Here is a 15761-nt window from a genome sequence, read left to right on the forward strand (position 1 = left end):
TTTGCCACTTTCGCAACGCAGCTTGCGGGAATCCTCCCGAGGGACGGACAGTGCAAGGACGAGGCGAACGAACGGAGGAGACGACGGTGGAGCAGAAGTACGACGTGGTGATCGTCGGAGGCGGTGCTGCCGGGCTCAGCGGGGCGGTGGCCCTGACCCGCGCGCGGCGCTCGGTATTGGTGGTCGATGCGGGCGAGCCACGCAATGCCCCCGCGGCACACGCGCACAATTACCTGACTCGCGAGGGCACCCCACCCGCCGAGCTGCTGACGGCGGGCAGGGCAGAGGCGCGGGGATACGGCGCCGAGTTCGTCAGCGGCACCGTGTCCTCGGCTCGGGCCGTGGACGACGGCTTCCGCGTGGAACTCGCCGACGGCGTGGCCGTGTCGGCCCGCAGGCTGCTGGTGGCCACGGGCCTGGTGGACGAGCTGCCGGACGTGCCGGGCGTCGCCGAGCGCTGGGGGCGCGAGGTGCTGCACTGCCCGTACTGCCACGGCTGGGAGGTCCGCGACCGGGCGATCGGGATCCTTGCGACCGGCCCGATGGCCGCGCACCAGGCGCTGATGTGGCGGCAGTGGAGCGCGGACATCACCGTGTTCCTGCACACCGCGGCCGAGCCCAGTGCCGAGGAACTCGAGCAGTTCGACGCCCGCGGCATCGTGGTCGTCCGCGGCGAGGTCGCCGGCCTGGAGGTCGACGACGACCGGTTCACCGGGGTCCGCCTGCGCACCGGCGAGCTCGTGTCGCGCGACGCGATCGTGGTCGCCCCGCGCTTCGAGGCCCGCGCCGGATTCCTGCGTGAACTCGGCCTCGAGCCCACCGAGCAGACGATGGCCGGGCACGTGATCGGCAGCTACGTCCCCGCAGATCCGATGGGCGCCACCGCGGTCAAGGGGGTGTGGGCGGCGGGCAACGTCTCCGACCTCAAGGCCCAGGTGATCGTGGCGGCCGCCGCCGGGCTGAACGCGGGCGCGGCCATCAATGCCGACCTCATCGCGGAGGACACCCGCCTCGCGGTGACCGCCAACGCGCACTCGGAGGATCCGGCGCCTGGCGGCCCGATGAGCATGTTCGACGAGCGGGCATGGGAGGAGCGATACCGCTCGAGGTCCGGGATCTGGAGCGGTAGCCCGAATCCCCACCTCGTGGCCGAGGCCGCCGAGCTGACGCCGGGCACCGCACTCGAGGTCGGCGCGGGCGAGGGGGCCGACGCACATTGGCTGGCCGAAAGGGGCTGGCGGGTGACCGCGGTGGACTTCTCGACCACCGCGCTGCAGCGGGCGGCCGCGCGCGCCGAGGCCCTCGGCGCGGACGTGGTGCACCGGCTGAACTGGGTGCACGCCGACCTGACGGCCGAGCCGCTCGAGGGTCTCTTCGACCTCGTCACCGCACACTTCATGCACCTGCCGGAGCCGCAGCGCGGTGTCCTGTATGCCCGGCTGGCGGCGGCCGTCGCGCCGGGCGGGAGCCTGCTCATCGTCGGGCATCACCCGTCCGACCTGCAGACCACCGTGCCGCGGCCACCGGTGCCGGAGCTGTTCTTCACCGCGGAGGAGCTCGCGGGCTCGCTCGACCCCGACCAGTGGGACATCGTGGCAGCCGAGGCACGGGCACGCACGGCGACGGATCCCGACGGCCGGGAGGTCACCATCCACGACGCGGTCCTGCGCGCCCGCAGGCGCGCCTGACCCGTCGCCCGCTATCCGGCGATCACTCCCGCTCGGCTGCGGCGGCCATCGCGGCCACCGCTGCGCCGACCTCGGCCTCGATGGTCGCCCTGTCGAGGCCGAGGCCGGTGAGCACGCCCGAGCCGTCCTCGAGTTCGAGCAGGGCGAGCAGGATGTGCTCGGTGCCGATGTAGTTGTGCCCCAATCGGAGTGCCGCGCGGAAGGTGAGTTCGAGGGCCTTCTTGGCCTGCGCATCGAAGGGGATGAGTTCGGGCAGCTCCCCTGCAGGCGCGGGCAGGGACGCCGTCGCGGCGGCACGGGTCGCCTCGAGCGCGACGCCCTGGGCGACGATCTGCACCGCGGCGAGGCCCTCGGGCTCGGTGAGCAGGCCGAGGACCAGGTGCGCGGGACAGATCTGGTCGTTGCCCGCGGCGCGGGCCTCGTTCTGCGCCGCCATCACCACGTTCTTGGCCCGGGGGGTGAACCGGCTGAAGCCCTGACTCGGATCCAGGTCCGGCGATTCGCCCTTCGGCACGAAGCGCTTCTGCGCGGCCTGCTTGCTGACGCCCATGCTGGCGCCGATGTCCTTCCAGGACGCCCCGGACCGGCGGGCCTGGTCGACGAAGTGCCCGATCAGGTGGTCGGCCACCTCCCCGAGGTGATCGGCCGCGATGACCGCGTCGGACAGTTGGTCGAGCGCATCGGTGTGCGCCTTCTTGATTCCCTCGATCAGGTCGTCGAGGCGGACGGGGTTCGTCATCTTCGTCGGATTCGCCATGCGTCAACCCTAGGTTGACATTCCCCGAGCCGTCAACCCTCGGTTGACGATCCGTTCACCACACGCGCCGTGGTGTCGACGCCGCCCGCGGCCGCGATGTGCTTCGCGGTGTCCACGTAGTGCCGCATCCGCGAGATCTTCCCTGTCCCGTCGAAGGACCACAGGTGCAGCTCCTCGTCGCGGTAGTGGCCCCCGCCAGGAACCACGGCGTCGATGCTGATCTCCGCGGCCACCTGGCTCTCGCCCGCCATGATCGACAGGACCGCGAACTCGCCGATGTCGAATCCGCCCACGATCCCGAAGAACTCGGCCGCGCCCTCGCGGCCGCCCCGCCGACGCAGCCACGGCACGTCGGCGCGTTGCGCGAAGTTGTCGGCCCAGTCCTCCCAGCGCACGTCCTCGGCGAGCATGCCGAGAACCGCACGGATGTCGCCACGCGCGAACGCGGCGTAGAGGGCGCCGACCGTCGCCGCATGGTCAGCGGCGGCGGCGCCGGGTTCGGTGCTCATAACGCCCCTCCTGCCCGAGGGTGTCTCGCGAACGGAAGTCCCACCTTGGAGTATCGGCCGGTCGAAATGCGCAGCGCAAGCATTGCGGAACCGTGATGCGCCGCCGCGCGAATGTCTCGCCCGCCGCCGCTGACCGCTCTACGGTGGGAACCATGGCCACATCGACGGACGAGTACGACGTCATCGTGATCGGCGGTGGGCCGGCGGGCGAGAACGCCGCCGCCTATGCCGTCGCCGGTTCGGATCGGAGCGCCGCGATCATCGAACACGAACTGCTGGGCGGCGAATGCTCCTACTGGGCCTGCATGCCCAGCAAGGCCCTGCTGCGTCCCGCCGAGGTGCTGGCGGCGGGCCGCGCCATGCCCGGCGTTCGCGAGACCATCGGCGAGGCGACACTGGACCGCCGCGCCGTGTTCACCCGTCGCGACGAATTCACCAGTCACCACGACGATTCCGGCCAGCGGCAGTGGGCCGCGTCGGTCGGCGTCGACGTGATCCACGGGTCCGCCGCCCTCACCGGCGAACGCACCGTCGAACTCTCGACAGGCGGCCACGGCGATCCCCCGACCCGAACATTGCGGGCGCGGCACGCGGTGGTGCTCGCCACCGGCACCCTCGCCTCGATACCGCCCGTGCCGGGGCTGCGCGAGGCGCTGCCGTGGATCTCCAGGGACGCCACCAACCTTCGGGAGGTGCCCGAACGGGTCGCCATCATCGGCGGCGGGGTGGTCGCCACCGAATGCGCGACGTGGCTGCTGGCCCTCGGGGTACGCGAGCTGACCGTGATCGTCCGCGGATCAGCACTGCTCGCGTCCGCCGAGCCGTTCGCGGGCGACCTCGTCACCGAGTCCCTGCGGGCGTCGGGTGCCACCGTGCTGTTCGGCACCAGCCCCGGCGCCGTGCGCCGCGAGCAGCCGCGCGACACCGGTGTTGGCCGGATCCACGGCGGACCTGTGACCATCACCCTCGACGGCCGGGAACGGGGCGAGATCACCGTCGACGAGGTGATCGTCGCGGCCGGACGCCACCCCGCCACCTCCGGTCTCGGCCTCGCCTCGGTGGGACTGACGGACGGGCGCACGCCCACCGACGACCACCTCGCCGTACTAGGCGTGCCCGGCGAGTGGCTCTACGCCGTCGGCGACGTCAACGGCCGCGCGGCGCTCACACACATGGGCAAGTACCAGGGTCGGGTGTGCGGCGACGTGATCTCCGCCCGGGCGGAGGGCCGCGCGTTGGACGGGGCGAGGTTCACCGCGAGTGCGGACCACGCCCAGGTGCCACAGGTGGTGTTCACCTCCCCCGAGGTCGCGTCCGTCGGGCGGACCGAGCGCGCGGCCCGCGCGGACGGCATCGATGTCGAGACCGTCGAGATCGATATCGCGGTGGCCGGATCATCGCTGGCGCGAGACGATTTCGCCGGTCGGGCGAAGCTGGTGATCGATCGCGGCACCGACACCCTCGTTGGCGCGACCTTCGCGGGAACCGAGGTGGCGGAGTTGGTCCACGCGGCCACCGTCGCGGTGGTCGGCGCGGTGCCGATGGAGTCACTGTGGCACGCGGTGCCGTCGTACCCGACGGTCAGCGAGGTATGGCTGAGGCTGCTCGAGGCCCGGCGTGGCTGACCCGTTGACCGTCGCCACCGACGCGGGTCTGGTCCGCGGCCGGGAACACGACGGGCTCAGGTCCTGGCGCGCGATCCCCTACGCCGCACCACCGGTGGGCGACCTCCGGCTGCGGGCCCCGCAGCCTGTCGCGCCGTGGCCAGGGGTGCGCGACGCGCTGGACTTCGGCCCGGCCGCTCCCCAGTCCGGGCGAGCCGAGCGGCTCGGGACCCGCACCGACGAGGACTGCCTGACCATGAACGTGCTCGCGCCCGCCGCGCGGAGTTCCACCCCGCGGCCCGTGATGGTGTTCATCCACGGCGGCGCGTACAGCGGCGGATCCACGGCCACCGGGCTCTACCGGGGCGACACGCTGGTCCGGCGTGGCGACATCGTGTACGTGTCGCTGAACTACCGGCTCGGCGCGCTCGGCTATCTCGACTTCAGCGAATACTCCACCCCCGAGAGAACTTTCGATTCCAACCTCGGTCTGCGCGATCAACTCGCGGCGCTGCGGTGGGTGCGCCGCAACATCGCCGCGTTCGGCGGCGATCCGGACAACGTCACGCTGTTCGGGGAATCCTCAGGAGCCAACGCGGTGACCACCCTGATGTGCGTACCCGCGGCCGAGGGCCTGTTCGCCCGCGCCATCGCGCAGAGCCCGCCCGCCGCCTCCGCGTACGGACCCGGCCGCGCCAAGGCCTGGGCGGCCGAATTCCTCGAGATCCTGGGCGCCGCCGACGATCCGGCCCTCGCGCTCACCACCGCCGACCCCGACGCCCTGGTCCGCGCGGGCGACGCCCTCACAGCGCGCGGCGCCGACGAGGCGCCCGGCACCAGGGCGTTCGCCCCGCTCGTCGACGGCGACCTCCTGCCGCGACACCCACTCGACGCGTTCGCCGAGGGCCTCGCGCATGCCGTCCCGCTGATCATCGGCACCAATGCCCGTGAGGGCACGATGTTCCCGCGGTTCCTCGACATCATCCCTACCGACCCGGTCCGGATCGAGAAGATGTTCTCGGAGACGGCCCCCGAGCTAAAGGCCCGCATCCTGGCTGCCTACCCGGGCTACCCGGATCGCAGGGCCGCCGTGCGGATCGGCGGTGACGCCACCTTCTGGGAGCCGTCGATCCTGGTCGCGCAGGCACACACGGCCACAGCACCGACCTTCGGCTATCGCTACGACTTCGCCCCACGGCTGCTGAACGTCACCGGCTTCGGCGCCACCCACGCGACCGAGCTACTCGCGGTATTCGGCGACGGCGATCGGATGCTCGGCCGGGCGGCCACCGCGCTGGGCGGGCGCCGTGGACTGCGGGAGGCCACGGCCATCATGCAGTCGCACTGGTTGCATTTCGCGCGGTACGGGGCGCCCCGGTCCACCTGGCCCGCCTACACGGTGGCGCGGCGCGAGACGCTGATCATCGACACCACGGCGCGGATCGAGCACGACCCGCAGGGCGACCTCCGCCGGGCATGGATCGGGTACCGGCACCGGCGCTGAGGGAGCGGCGAACCTATTTCAGCAACCTCGACAGTCGCCGGTCGGCGAGGATCTTGCCGCCGGTCTGGCAGGTCGCGCAGTACTGAAATGACCGCTCCGCGAAGGACACCTCACGGACGGTGTCGCCGCACACCGGGCAGGGCATGCCGGTCCTGGCGTGCACCCGCAACCCGGAGCGCTTCTCACCCTTGAGCCGCGCGGCGTCCTGGCCAACCGAGCGGTCCACGGCGTCGGTCAGCTCCGCCCGCATCGCCGCGTGCAGGGTGGCCACCTCCTCGGCGGTCAGCTTGTTCGCGGTGGCGAACGGCGACAGCTTGGCCAGGTGCAGGATCTCGTCGGAATACGCGTTGCCGATCCCGGCCAGCACGGACTGGTCCGTGAGCACGGTCTTGATCCGCTGCGAGCTCTTGCCCAGCAGCTCGGCGAAGGCCGGCTCGGTGATGTCGAGCGCGTCGGGCCCGAGCTTCGCGATCCCCGGCACCTCGGCGGGGGTGCGCACCACCCAGACCGCGAGCCGCTTCTTGGTGCCCGCCTCGGTGAGGTCGAAGGCGGGGGTCCCGCCGTCGGGGGTGAACAGGTGCACCCGCAACGCCAGCGGGCTCTTGCCGCCTGGCTTCGGCGGCGTCGCGCTCGGGTTGTCGGCCCAGCGCAGCCAGCCGGCGCGGGAGAGGTGCGTGATCAGCCACAGCCCGTCCTCGTCGCCGCACCGGATCCCCAGGTGCTTGCCGAACCGGGCGGCGCCGACGACGTCTTTGCCCTGCAGGTCGGTGATCGGCGGGTCGAATGTCTTGAGCACGCTCAGCGCCGCGATGTCGATCCGGCCCACCACCGAGCCGACGGCATGCGTGCGCAGGAACTGTGCCAGGGCCTCTACCTCGGGCAGTTCGGGCATGAGACCAGGGTAGGCGGCTTCGCCGCCCGTGCGCGCTTAATGAGTCCAGGGACTCGTCAACCGCGCACGGGCGCGTCAGCGCCTCAGCAGGTAGGTGTCCATGATCCAGCCCTTGCGCTCGCGCAGCTCGGCCCGCACGCGGATGATCTCGGCCTCGACCTCACGCAGATTCCCGGAGATCAGCACCTCGTCGCCGGTGCCCAGGTACGCGCCCCACCAGATCTGCACGTCGTCGCCTGGCACCTCGGTGAAGCTGCAGTCGGCGTCGAGCATCACCACGGCGTCCCGCACGCCCTCGGGGAGGCCGTCGCGCAGGCGTCGGCCGGTCGTGATGTGCACGGGCTCGCCGATCCGGTTGAGCACGATGCGGTGCTGCGCGGCCAGCGACTGCACACTCGTGACGCCGGGGATCACCGAGTACTCGAACGTCTCGATGCCCCGGGCGAGCACCCGCTCGACGATCCGCAGGGTGCTGTCGTAGAGCGACGGATCACCCCACACCAGGATCGCGCCGACGCCCTCGACGGCACCGAACCGCTCCTCGAAGATCGCGGCCCGCCGGTCGTGCCAGTCGTCGACCACGGTGCCGTAGTCCGCGGGGGTCCGGTCGCGCGGCGGGTCGACGATATCGACGATCCGATAGTCGCCGCGCATGTGCTCGTCGAGGATGCCGGTGCGCAGGTCGACGAGGTCCTGTTTCTCGGCGCCCTTGCCGATGACGAAGAACACCTCGGCGCGGTTCATCGCCTTGATCGCCTGCACGGTCACCTGGTCGGGGTCGCCGGCGCCGATGCCGATCACGAGGAGTTCACGCATGACGGCAGGCTATCGCCCGTGAGTCTTTCCGGTCCCCCGCGGGCCGAAAGGACTCACGGGTGGCGGAGCCGCCTAAACTGGCGGCCGTGCACACGCCCTACGAAGACCTGCTGCGACTCGTCATGGAGACCGGTACCCCGAAGGCGGACCGCACCGGCACGGGCACGCGCAGTGTATTCGGCCACCAGATGCGGTTCGACCTGTCCGAGGGCTTCCCGCTGATCACCACCAAGAAGGTGCACCTCAAGTCCATCGTCTACGAGCTGCTCTGGTTCCTGCGCGGCGAGTCGAACGTGAAGTGGCTGCAGGACCGCGGCGTCACGATCTGGGACGAGTGGGCCTCCCCCGAGGGCGAGCTCGGCCCGGTGTACGGCGTGCAGTGGCGGAACTGGCCCACGCCCAGCGGCGAGCACATCGACCAGATCGCCCAGGTCATCGAGACCCTCAAGACCGATCCCGACTCACGGCGGATGATCGTCTCGGCGTGGAACGTGGGCGAGATCCCGCAGATGGCGCTCGCGCCGTGCCACGCCTTCTTCCAGTTCTACGTCGCCGACGGCAGGCTCAGCTGCCAGCTGTACCAGCGCAGCGCGGATCTGTTCCTCGGCGTGCCGTTCAACATCGCGAGCTATGCGTTGCTCACCCACATGGTCGCCGCGCAGACCGGCCTCGAGGTGGGCGAGTTCATCTGGACCGGCGGTGACTGCCACATCTACGACAACCACGTGGACCAGGTCACCGAGCAGCTCGGCCGCGAGCCGTACGAGTACCCGAAGCTCGTGCTCGCGCCCCGCGATTCCATCTTCGACTACGAGTTCGAGGACATCGAGATCGTCGACTACCGCCATCACCCCGCCATCAAGGCACCGGTGGCGATCTAGTGCTCGGACTGATCTGGGCGCAGAACCCGGCAGGCGTCATCGGCCGCGACGGCGCGATCCCGTGGCGGATTCCCGAGGACATGGCCTACTTCAAGGACGTCACCTCGGGGCACCCCGTGGTGATGGGCCGAAAGACCTGGGACTCGCTGCCACCCAGGTTCCGGCCACTCACGGACAGGCGCAACATTGTGGTGACCCGCGACCCGGACTGGCGGGCCGAAGGCGCCGAGGCCGCGCACTCGGTCGAGTCCGCCATCGCGCTGGCGGGACCCGGCGAGACCTGGGTGATGGGCGGCGGTGAAATATACACCGCGGCAATGCCGTTCGCCGACCGACTGTTCGTGACCGAGGTGGACCTGGACACCGAGGGCGACGCCTACGCGCCGAGCATCGGCGAGGACTGGACGCCCGCGACGACCGGCGACTGGCTGACCTCGGAGCGGGACGGACTGCGGTTCCGGTTCCGCACCTACATCCGCGGCTGATCGGTTCCGTCAGTAACGCCCGATGGGTGGGGTGGTGCGTCATACTCCAAGGGCAGGTCTTTCCCCAAGCCCAAGGAGAGGCGCTTCATGGACAAGAAGTCATTGACAGCCGTCGCCCGGCAGCAGCTCAAGCTGGCCGCCGCGGCCACCAGCGGGCGCAGCTCGCAGACCATCTACGGGGGCCATCAGCGCAGCCTCCGGCAGACGGTCGTCGGACTGAGCGCGGGCGAAGTGATGGCCGAGCACGACAGCCCCGGCGAGGCCACACTGCTGGTGCTCAGCGGCAAGCTCGCGCTGATCAGCGGCGAGGACTCATGGAAGGGCTCGACCGGCGACATGCTGGTCATCCCTGCGGCCCGGCACAGCGTCGAGGCACTCGAGGACGTCGCGTTCCTGCTGACGGTGGCCGTGCCCAAGTAGCGGCCAGGCCGAGCGGGAATCACCCAGCGCCGCGCACCAACTCCGGATCCGGCGCGGGGATGAACGCGATCGACAGCAGCGAGCTGACGAACTCGCGCAGCGACTGCTCCTGCGTGATGTCCACGATGCCTTCGGTGACGATCAGCGACCCGATGATCCGAAAGGCCCACTCGGAGATCGCCTTCGGGCTGACCTCCGCGAGCTGCTCGGGGGTGAACAGCCGCTGGAAGTGCGGGGTCAGCAGGTCCGCACCGAGCTCGACGAAGGGCTTGGCCTGCACCGTGAACCAGGGCAGCACCACCTGCGGATCGTCGTGCAGGCCCTTCTGCAGCAGCGGGTGCGCACGCGCGTACTGGACGGCGAACACGATCGCGTCGACGAACCCGACCCGCAGGTCCCGTTCTTGTCCCCGCAACACCGGATCGAGCACGACGAAGAATTGGGTGATCTCCCGCTGGAACAGGGCGCCGAAGATCGCGTCCTGATCCCCGACGTACTTGTAGACGGTGGGCCGCGACAGTCCCGCGCGTTGCGCGATGGCCGCGTGCAGGCGGGAGGTGTACCCCAGTTCGATGACGCACTCCTTCGCCGCGTCCAGGATCTGCTCCCGGATCGCGTCCGGATCCACTGGTCTCACTGAAGGCCTCACCGGCCGATTCTATGGCGCGGCCGCCTCGGACGACGCCGACGCCAGGAGCCCAAAAGAATGTGAATTCGGTTCACAGGTATCTATTGACCTCACTCGTCGAGCGGTTTACGTTTTTACAGAGAACGAAAACGTGCACGCGAAATACCCGGCACCACACAGTGATCAGTCACGGAGGACAGCCATGTCGCAGGCCGCCACACCGCTCGACCGGGAGACGGTCGCGGATCGACTGCTCAAGGGCTCGGTCAAACGCTCGTACGCCCCCGTCGTGGACATCGACTGGGACGCGCCACTCGAGGAGGACAAGTACTTCCTGCCCCCGCACGTGCTGTCCCTCTACGGGACGCCACTGTGGGAATCGATGACCGAGGCGCAGCGGATCGAGCTCTCCAGGCAAGAATCCGCGAACATCCTCAGCGTCGGAATCTGGTTCGAGAACATCCTCAACCAGGCCCTGCTGCGGGCGTTGCTGCACAACGACCCGGCCTCGCTGCACACCCGGTACGTGCTCACCGAGATGGGCGACGAGTGCAGGCACATGACCATGTTCGGCCGGGCGATCGAGCGGATGGGCGCCAAGCCCTACCAGCTACGACGACACCAGGCCCTGGTGGTGAACCTCCTACCCAAGACGTTCCGCGGCACCATGCTGTGGGTGGCCGCCCTGATCGGCGAGGAGATCTTCGACGCCACCCAGCGCCGCGTACTCGACGACCCGCAGCTGCAGCCGATGATCTCGCGACTGATGAAGATCCACGTCACCGAGGAATCGCGGCACATCCGCTTCGCGCGCGAGGGCGTGCGCCGCCGGGTGGCGCAGAGCCATCGGATCGAGCAGCTGTGGGTCGGAACGGTGCAGGGCATCGGTGGTCCGCTGTTCCAGCGGTTGTTCACCAACCCGGTGATGTATTCGCGGGCCGGGCTCGACCCCAAGGAGGCCCGCAGGCAGGCACTGGCGAACCCCTACTTCCGGGAGAACCAGCGCCGCGGCTTCGAATCGCTCGCCGCGTTCCTGGAGGAGAACGGGCTGATGCGGGCGAGCTCCCGGGCGATGTGGCGGCGCGGCGGCTTCCTGTGATGCCCGAGACCGGGATCCTGGTCGTCGGCGCCGGATCCGCGGGACCGGGCATCGCGCGCGCTCTCGAGGGCTCCGGACGACACGGCCACCTGGTCCTCGACCTGTCCGGCCGGCCGGGGCCGGTCTCCTGCGACTTCGACGAGGCGACCGACCGATGGCGGGTGCGGACCGAGTCGGGCGAGATCCACCACCCGCGGATCCTGGTGGCAGGTCCGGGAACCACCATCTCGATCGCGGGCAGGGGCGGGGTGAGCCTCGAGGATGCTATGCGCGGCGAGCAGGCGGCCTATCTCGGCATCGCGCACACCGGCTTCCCCAACCTCTTCCTCGTCACCGACCGGCACGCCGCGGACGAGTCCCGTCACATCCGCACCTGCCTGACGATGATGGCGACCGAGGAGGCGACCCGGATCGAGCTGCGCGCGGGGGCCCAACGGGAGTTCAACCGGATCATCCACCGCACGCCCGCACGGTCCCTGTGGAAGCCGCGCGCCGTGCGCGGCCCCCAGCGGAACGCCTTCGAACTCAGCAATGTCGACGAACGCGAGGACGACGACGCCTACGCCGGGGCCGCGGCGCTGACGACCGACGAGGTCACCCTGTCGGTGCAGGTGCATCTGAGCGGCCATTTCGAACCACTCGACGGGAACTACCACTGGTACGGCCGGATCGCGGGCGACGAACTGACTGAGCTCAAGCAGCGGGGCCGATCCGCGATGCACCTCACCATCCCCGGCGGACCCGAGACGCCCGCGACGCTGGCCGAACAGGACCCATGGGGCAACTACCGGATCACCGGGGTCGGCGCTCCCCCGTTCCCGCTCGAACCGGTCGAGATCGTGGAGGTCCGCCCTCAGCAGGGCGCGGGGGCACGCTCTGTTCGAAACGGAACACGTTCTCCGGGTCATAGGCGGCCTTGACCTGCCGCAGGCGCTCGCGGTTGGGACCGTAATAGTCGCGCTCCCAATCCGATGCGGAGGCGTTGGGCACGTTGACGTAGGCACCGTCGCTGAACGGGCGCAGCGCGCGCCAGAAGCCGGCCGCCCAGCCGAGAGCCTTCGAGTTCAGCTCCGGATCGTTCCAGGCCGCGCCCGGCTCGCAGTAGAACAGCGCGTCGCGGTGCGGGAACGCCGACCCGCCGGGCGGGGCGTGCCGCACGGCACCACCGAAGCTCGAGCAGAAGAAGTTGCTCGGCGCGCTGGGCGTGTCGGCCATGTAGCGGACGACCAGATCGATCGCCTCGTCGGGGAACGGACGGGTGATGAAGTGGGAGTAGAACTTCCAGTTGGCCACGTCGTCCGGACCCCTGTCGACGCTGCCGTACACCGCGGGCCAGGCGTCCTCCATGACCGTCACCTCGGGGTCGCCGATCGTCAGCAGCGAGCGCAGCTGGTCGGTCAGCTCCCCGCGCGAGCCGTCGTAGAGCAACGCGGAGAGCTCGACCGCGATGGAATCGATCTCGAGCGCGCTGGTCAGCCGCTCGTCGGCGACCGGCGCATCCCGCTGCCACGTGCGCAGCAGCGCGCCCAACTCGGCGTGCCCGGTCCACCTGGCGATCAGGAAGGTGACATCGGATAGCTCGTGCAGCCTCAGCGTGTAGGACGTCGCGATCCCGAAGTTGCCGCCGCCCCCGCCGCGGCATGCCCAGAGCAGGTCGGAGTTGGTGGTCTCGGTGGCCTCGACCATCTTCGCCGAGCGCGCGCCGTCGGCCACCACGACCTCGGCGGCGAGCAGGTTGTCGCTGGCCATTCCCATGCGGCGGGTGAGCAATCCGAAACCGCCGCCCAGGATCACGCCGCCGAGGCCGACACCGCCCTCGGAGCCGGTAGGGACGACATATCCGCGCTGCCCGAGCGCCGCGACCACCTCCGCCTGGGTGAGCCCCGTCCCCACGGTCGCCGTGCGCGCCGTCTCGTCGATCTCGACGTCCTTCATCCGGCTGACGTCGACGACCAGGCCGCCGTCGAGCGAGGACCAGCCCTCGAGGCTGTGGCGGCCGCTCCTGGCGCGCAGGGCGATGCCCTCCTCCCGAGCCCACTCGACCGCATCGACCACCTCGTGCGCGTCGCAGCAGAACACGATCGCCTCGGGATAGCGGGAGTACAGGCGGTTCCAGCCGACCCGCGCCGCCTCGTAGCCCGGATCGCCAGGACGCACCACCTCACCTGTCAGCCTGGCGATAGCACTCACTCGGTCACCTCCGGTCAATGCTTGTAGACGCTGATATCGCCTGGCTCGGTCTCGAGAACCTCGCGGTCGAAGAACCACATGGCGAGGAAGAACAGCCCGCCCAATACGAGCAGACCCCCCACGATCAGGACGGGGACGAACGCCTCCCCCGGGGAAATCAGCACGAACAGCACGACCGCCATCCACACCAGCGCCCCGACCGCGACGGGCAGTTCGAACCGCCCGAGATTGAATCCGCCCTCCTTGCGGTCCAACCGCTTGCGCACCGCAAGGTAGAGGACAACGGTCGCTGCGTAGACGATGGCCGTGAGGAGCGTCCCAGCCACGATCAGCTTCAGCAGCGCATCGCCAGGAAGCGCGACCATCAGGACGACCCCGACGACGAGGATCAGGATCGTCGCCTGGATCGGGGTCTGCGTGCGCGGGTTGATTCGCCGCATCACGCGGTACGCCGGGAACCGGGAGTCGCGCGCCATGGCGAAGACGATGCGCGAACACGCGGCCATCGTCACCATCCCGGCGGCGAAGAAGGCGAACGTGATCGCGACCAGGAGTGTTCGCTCCATCACGGGACCGAGCTGATCGCGCATGATCGCGGCGACCGGCGACTCGCTCTTGCTGATCCGGGGGATGTCGTCGATCGCGACGGTGAGCGCGATCAGGAACACCATTCCCAGCGCCCCGGCTGCCACCACCGATCCCACGATCGCGCGCGGGACGCTGCGGAAGGGATCCTTGGCTTCCTCGGCAAGGTTCGCCGCCGCGTCGAAGCCGACGAGCGTCGCCAGGCCCATGATCATCGCGGCCATCAGCCCGCCGCCGACGGCGAAGTAGTCGGGTGCGTTCTCGGTGACACCGCGCGAGGTGAGGTTGCCCGCCCCGCCGTCACCCGTGATCAGGACGGCGACGATGAGCGCGATCGCCAGCACCACGACGATCACCAGCTCGAGCCCCACCGCGCTCGCGTTGATCATCGCGACGATGCGCGTGGAGAACACCACGAGCAATGCCTGGACGAGCATCATCACCAGCGTGATCACGCGCGCGGTGTCTTCGTCCGGCGCCATGCCGAAGAGCGGCATGAACGCCTGGCTGGCAAGGGCATTGTCGGTAGCCACGACACCGAACGACAGGTAGCAGACGGTCAGCCACCCGAACCCCCAGCCGATCTTCGGGTTGGCCAGGCGGGAGGCCCACTGGTAGGTGGAGCCGCTGAGCGGGATGCGTGCCGCGAACTGCGCATACACCAGGGCCACCAGGATCTGCCCGACCACCGCCATCACCCAGAGCCAGATCCCGACCGGCCCCGCGTTCAGCAGCACGTCGTCGTAGGTCCCGAAGATGCCGACAGCCACCGAGATGAACGCGAACGAGATCGCGAACACCTGAAAGGAACCGAGGGTCCGCTTCAGTTCCTGGTGGTAGCCACCACTCTCGACGGAACTCTCGGCGTCCGCCGCGCCCGCCGTAGCTTCGACCATCGCAGCCACCCCGTCTTCCGTCGGAAACCCGCGGGAGTTGTCGTGACAGGTCTCCGGGAGGTCAGAGCGAGACCGGTCTGTTTCATCGTCCTCCGATCGCGTACGGATGTCTGCGTTGGTTCGGGCTCCTAAACACTCTGGTCCGAGTCGCGATAGCGTCGAGGTCATGACCGATCTGTTCGAACGCGAGGGCGTGAGCGGCGTTCTCCATCGGCCCGCAGGGGATCCGACCGGCGCCCTTCTGCTCGCACACGGCGCAGGCGGCAACCGCGACGCCAAGATGCTGCAGCGGGCGGCAACGGAATTCGCGGAGCACGGGCTGCTCGTCCTCCGCTACGACCTGCCGTTCCGCCAGCGCAGGCCGAAGGGCCCGCCGAGCCCGTCCACCGCGGATGGCGATCGCGAGGGCATCGCGGCAGCCGCGACTGCGGTGCGCGAACTCTGCTCGGGCCCAGTGATTCTCGGCGGGCACTCCTACGGCGGCCGTCAGTCCACCATGCTCGCTGCGGAGCATCCCGAATCCTGCGACGGACTGGTGCTGTTCTCGTACCCGCTGCACCCGCCGGGAAAGCCGGAGAAGGCGAGGACCGCCCACCTCCCGGACCTGCGCGTTCCCTGCGTTTTCGTGCACGGCACCCGGGACCCGTTCGGGACCCCCGACGAGATGCGCGCTGCCCTCGAATTGGTGCCGACGCCGACACGACTGGTCCTGGTCGAGGGCACCGGACACGATCTCGCCCCTGACAAGAGCACGGCCGCGCCGCTGGCGGTCGAGGCCGCCGCCGAGCTGTTCGGATTCTGAGCCGA

At 69.8% G+C, this 15761-nt stretch carries 15 protein-coding genes and 2 pseudogenes; 10 read left to right on the top strand and 7 right to left on the bottom strand.

Annotation, left to right across the window (positions count from 1 at the left end; translation table 11 throughout):
- Positions 1–86: 86 nt before the first annotated feature.
- Positions 87–1019, top strand: a pseudogene (locus BTZ20_RS29555) (NAD(P)/FAD-dependent oxidoreductase); the annotation flags it as partial.
- A 48-nt stretch (positions 1020–1067) separates the two neighbouring features.
- The gene (locus tag BTZ20_RS29560) at positions 1068–1688 is read left to right on the top strand and encodes a class I SAM-dependent methyltransferase (protein ID WP_317616104.1); all 621 of its coding nucleotides are present in this window, start codon (positions 1068–1070) and stop codon (positions 1686–1688) included.
- Between the two features lie 22 nt (positions 1689–1710).
- Here the strand turns inward: BTZ20_RS29560 and BTZ20_RS20890 are convergent, their stop codons facing one another.
- Together BTZ20_RS20890 and BTZ20_RS20895 are read right to left on the bottom strand one after the other, a co-directional pair.
- Complete coding sequence (locus tag BTZ20_RS20890) at positions 1711–2445, bottom strand: Clp protease N-terminal domain-containing protein (RefSeq protein ID WP_189636522.1); 735 nt, start codon at positions 2443–2445, stop codon at positions 1711–1713.
- Positions 2446–2477: 32 nt separating this feature from the next.
- Positions 2478–2954 (bottom strand): nuclear transport factor 2 family protein, encoded by a 477-nt coding sequence (locus BTZ20_RS20895; RefSeq protein ID WP_077042672.1) that lies wholly within the window; start codon positions 2952–2954, stop codon positions 2478–2480.
- Positions 2955–3106: 152 nt separating this feature from the next.
- Between BTZ20_RS20895 and BTZ20_RS20900 the strand changes: the two genes are divergently transcribed.
- Both BTZ20_RS20900 and BTZ20_RS20905 read left to right on the top strand, forming a co-directional pair.
- Positions 3107–4579: a dihydrolipoyl dehydrogenase family protein gene (locus BTZ20_RS20900; RefSeq protein ID WP_077042673.1), complete on the top strand. Its 1473-nt coding sequence runs from the start codon at positions 3107–3109 to the stop codon at positions 4577–4579.
- On the top strand, positions 4572–6062 hold the full coding sequence (locus tag BTZ20_RS20905) for a carboxylesterase/lipase family protein (protein WP_077042674.1): 1491 nt from the start codon (positions 4572–4574) through the stop codon (positions 6060–6062). Before BTZ20_RS20900 ends, BTZ20_RS20905 begins: the two co-directional genes overlap by 8 nt.
- Positions 6063–6075: 13 nt before the next feature.
- Here BTZ20_RS20905 and BTZ20_RS20910 read toward each other — a convergent pair whose 3' ends face one another.
- Together BTZ20_RS20910 and cobF are read right to left on the bottom strand one after the other, a co-directional pair.
- Entirely contained in the window at positions 6076–6954 is an 879-nt protein-coding gene (locus tag BTZ20_RS20910; RefSeq protein WP_077042675.1) for an Fpg/Nei family DNA glycosylase, read from the bottom strand.
- Positions 6955–7029: 75 nt separating this feature from the next.
- Complete coding sequence (cobF, locus tag BTZ20_RS20915; protein ID WP_077042676.1) at positions 7030–7770, bottom strand: precorrin-6A synthase (deacetylating); 741 nt, start codon at positions 7768–7770, stop codon at positions 7030–7032.
- 122 nt (positions 7771–7892) lie between these two features.
- On the opposite strand from cobF, the gene BTZ20_RS20920 reads away from it, so the two are divergent.
- The 3 genes from BTZ20_RS20920 (at position 7893) to BTZ20_RS20930 (ending at position 9556) form a co-directional block, all read left to right on the top strand.
- Positions 7893–8651: a thymidylate synthase gene (locus tag BTZ20_RS20920; protein ID WP_262982616.1), complete on the top strand. Its 759-nt coding sequence runs from the start codon at positions 7893–7895 to the stop codon at positions 8649–8651.
- Entirely contained in the window at positions 8651–9136 is a 486-nt protein-coding gene (locus BTZ20_RS20925) for a dihydrofolate reductase (protein WP_077042677.1), read from the top strand. Before BTZ20_RS20920 ends, BTZ20_RS20925 begins: the two co-directional genes overlap by 1 nt.
- 87 nt (positions 9137–9223) lie before the next feature.
- Positions 9224–9556: a cupin domain-containing protein gene (locus BTZ20_RS20930; protein WP_027500871.1), complete on the top strand. Its 333-nt coding sequence runs from the start codon at positions 9224–9226 to the stop codon at positions 9554–9556.
- Positions 9557–9575: 19 nt separating this feature from the next.
- Here the strand turns inward: BTZ20_RS20930 and BTZ20_RS20935 are convergent, their stop codons facing one another.
- Positions 9576–10205 carry a TetR/AcrR family transcriptional regulator gene (locus BTZ20_RS20935; protein ID WP_077042678.1) on the bottom strand — a complete coding sequence of 210 codons (630 nt, stop codon included), beginning with the start codon at positions 10203–10205 and terminating at the stop codon, positions 9576–9578.
- 181 nt (positions 10206–10386) lie between these two features.
- On the opposite strand from BTZ20_RS20935, the gene BTZ20_RS20940 reads away from it, so the two are divergent.
- Together BTZ20_RS20940 and BTZ20_RS28515 are read left to right on the top strand one after the other, a co-directional pair.
- Positions 10387–11283 (top strand): AurF N-oxygenase family protein, encoded by an 897-nt coding sequence (locus BTZ20_RS20940; RefSeq protein WP_077042679.1) that lies wholly within the window; start codon positions 10387–10389, stop codon positions 11281–11283.
- Between the two features lie 386 nt (positions 11284–11669).
- A pseudogene (locus BTZ20_RS28515) lies at positions 11670–12044 on the top strand (DUF4873 domain-containing protein); the annotation flags it as partial.
- A 31-nt stretch (positions 12045–12075) separates the two neighbouring features.
- On the opposite strand, the gene BTZ20_RS20950 reads toward BTZ20_RS28515, so the two are convergent.
- Positions 12076–13473: an FAD-binding oxidoreductase gene (locus BTZ20_RS20950; RefSeq protein WP_077042681.1), complete on the bottom strand. Its 1398-nt coding sequence runs from the start codon at positions 13471–13473 to the stop codon at positions 12076–12078.
- A 14-nt stretch (positions 13474–13487) separates the two neighbouring features.
- Positions 13488–14954, bottom strand: coding sequence for an APC family permease (locus tag BTZ20_RS20955; RefSeq protein ID WP_077042682.1), 1467 nt, complete (start codon positions 14952–14954; stop codon positions 13488–13490).
- A gap of 166 nt (positions 14955–15120) precedes the next feature.
- Here BTZ20_RS20955 and BTZ20_RS20960 point away from each other — a divergent pair, with 166 nt between their 5' ends.
- On the top strand, positions 15121–15756 hold the full coding sequence (locus BTZ20_RS20960) for an alpha/beta fold hydrolase (protein WP_077042683.1): 636 nt from the start codon (positions 15121–15123) through the stop codon (positions 15754–15756).
- Positions 15757–15761: the final 5 nt, after the last annotated feature.

Source organism: Rhodococcus sp. MTM3W5.2 (assembly GCF_001984015.1).
GTDB lineage: Bacteria > Actinomycetota > Actinomycetes > Mycobacteriales > Mycobacteriaceae > Rhodococcus_G > Rhodococcus_G oryzae.

Coding starts and splice junctions, on each gene's coding strand:
- BTZ20_RS29560 (WP_317616104.1), top strand. CDS start 1,068: ATGTTCGACGAGCGGGCATGGGAGGAGCGATACCGCTCGAGGTCCGGG.
- BTZ20_RS20890 (WP_189636522.1), bottom strand. CDS start 2,445: ATGGCGAATCCGACGAAGATGACGAACCCCGTCCGCCTCGACGACCTG.
- BTZ20_RS20895 (WP_077042672.1), bottom strand. CDS start 2,954: ATGAGCACCGAACCCGGCGCCGCCGCCGCTGACCATGCGGCGACGGTC.
- BTZ20_RS20900 (WP_077042673.1), top strand. CDS start 3,107: ATGGCCACATCGACGGACGAGTACGACGTCATCGTGATCGGCGGTGGG.
- BTZ20_RS20910 (WP_077042675.1), bottom strand. CDS start 6,954: ATGCCCGAACTGCCCGAGGTAGAGGCCCTGGCACAGTTCCTGCGCACG.
- cobF (WP_077042676.1), bottom strand. CDS start 7,770: ATGCGTGAACTCCTCGTGATCGGCATCGGCGCCGGCGACCCCGACCAG.
- BTZ20_RS20920 (WP_262982616.1), top strand. CDS start 7,893: ATGGAGACCGGTACCCCGAAGGCGGACCGCACCGGCACGGGCACGCGC.
- BTZ20_RS20930 (WP_027500871.1), top strand. CDS start 9,224: ATGGACAAGAAGTCATTGACAGCCGTCGCCCGGCAGCAGCTCAAGCTG.
- BTZ20_RS20940 (WP_077042679.1), top strand. CDS start 10,387: ATGTCGCAGGCCGCCACACCGCTCGACCGGGAGACGGTCGCGGATCGA.
- BTZ20_RS20955 (WP_077042682.1), bottom strand. CDS start 14,954: ATGGTCGAAGCTACGGCGGGCGCGGCGGACGCCGAGAGTTCCGTCGAG.
- BTZ20_RS20960 (WP_077042683.1), top strand. CDS start 15,121: ATGACCGATCTGTTCGAACGCGAGGGCGTGAGCGGCGTTCTCCATCGG.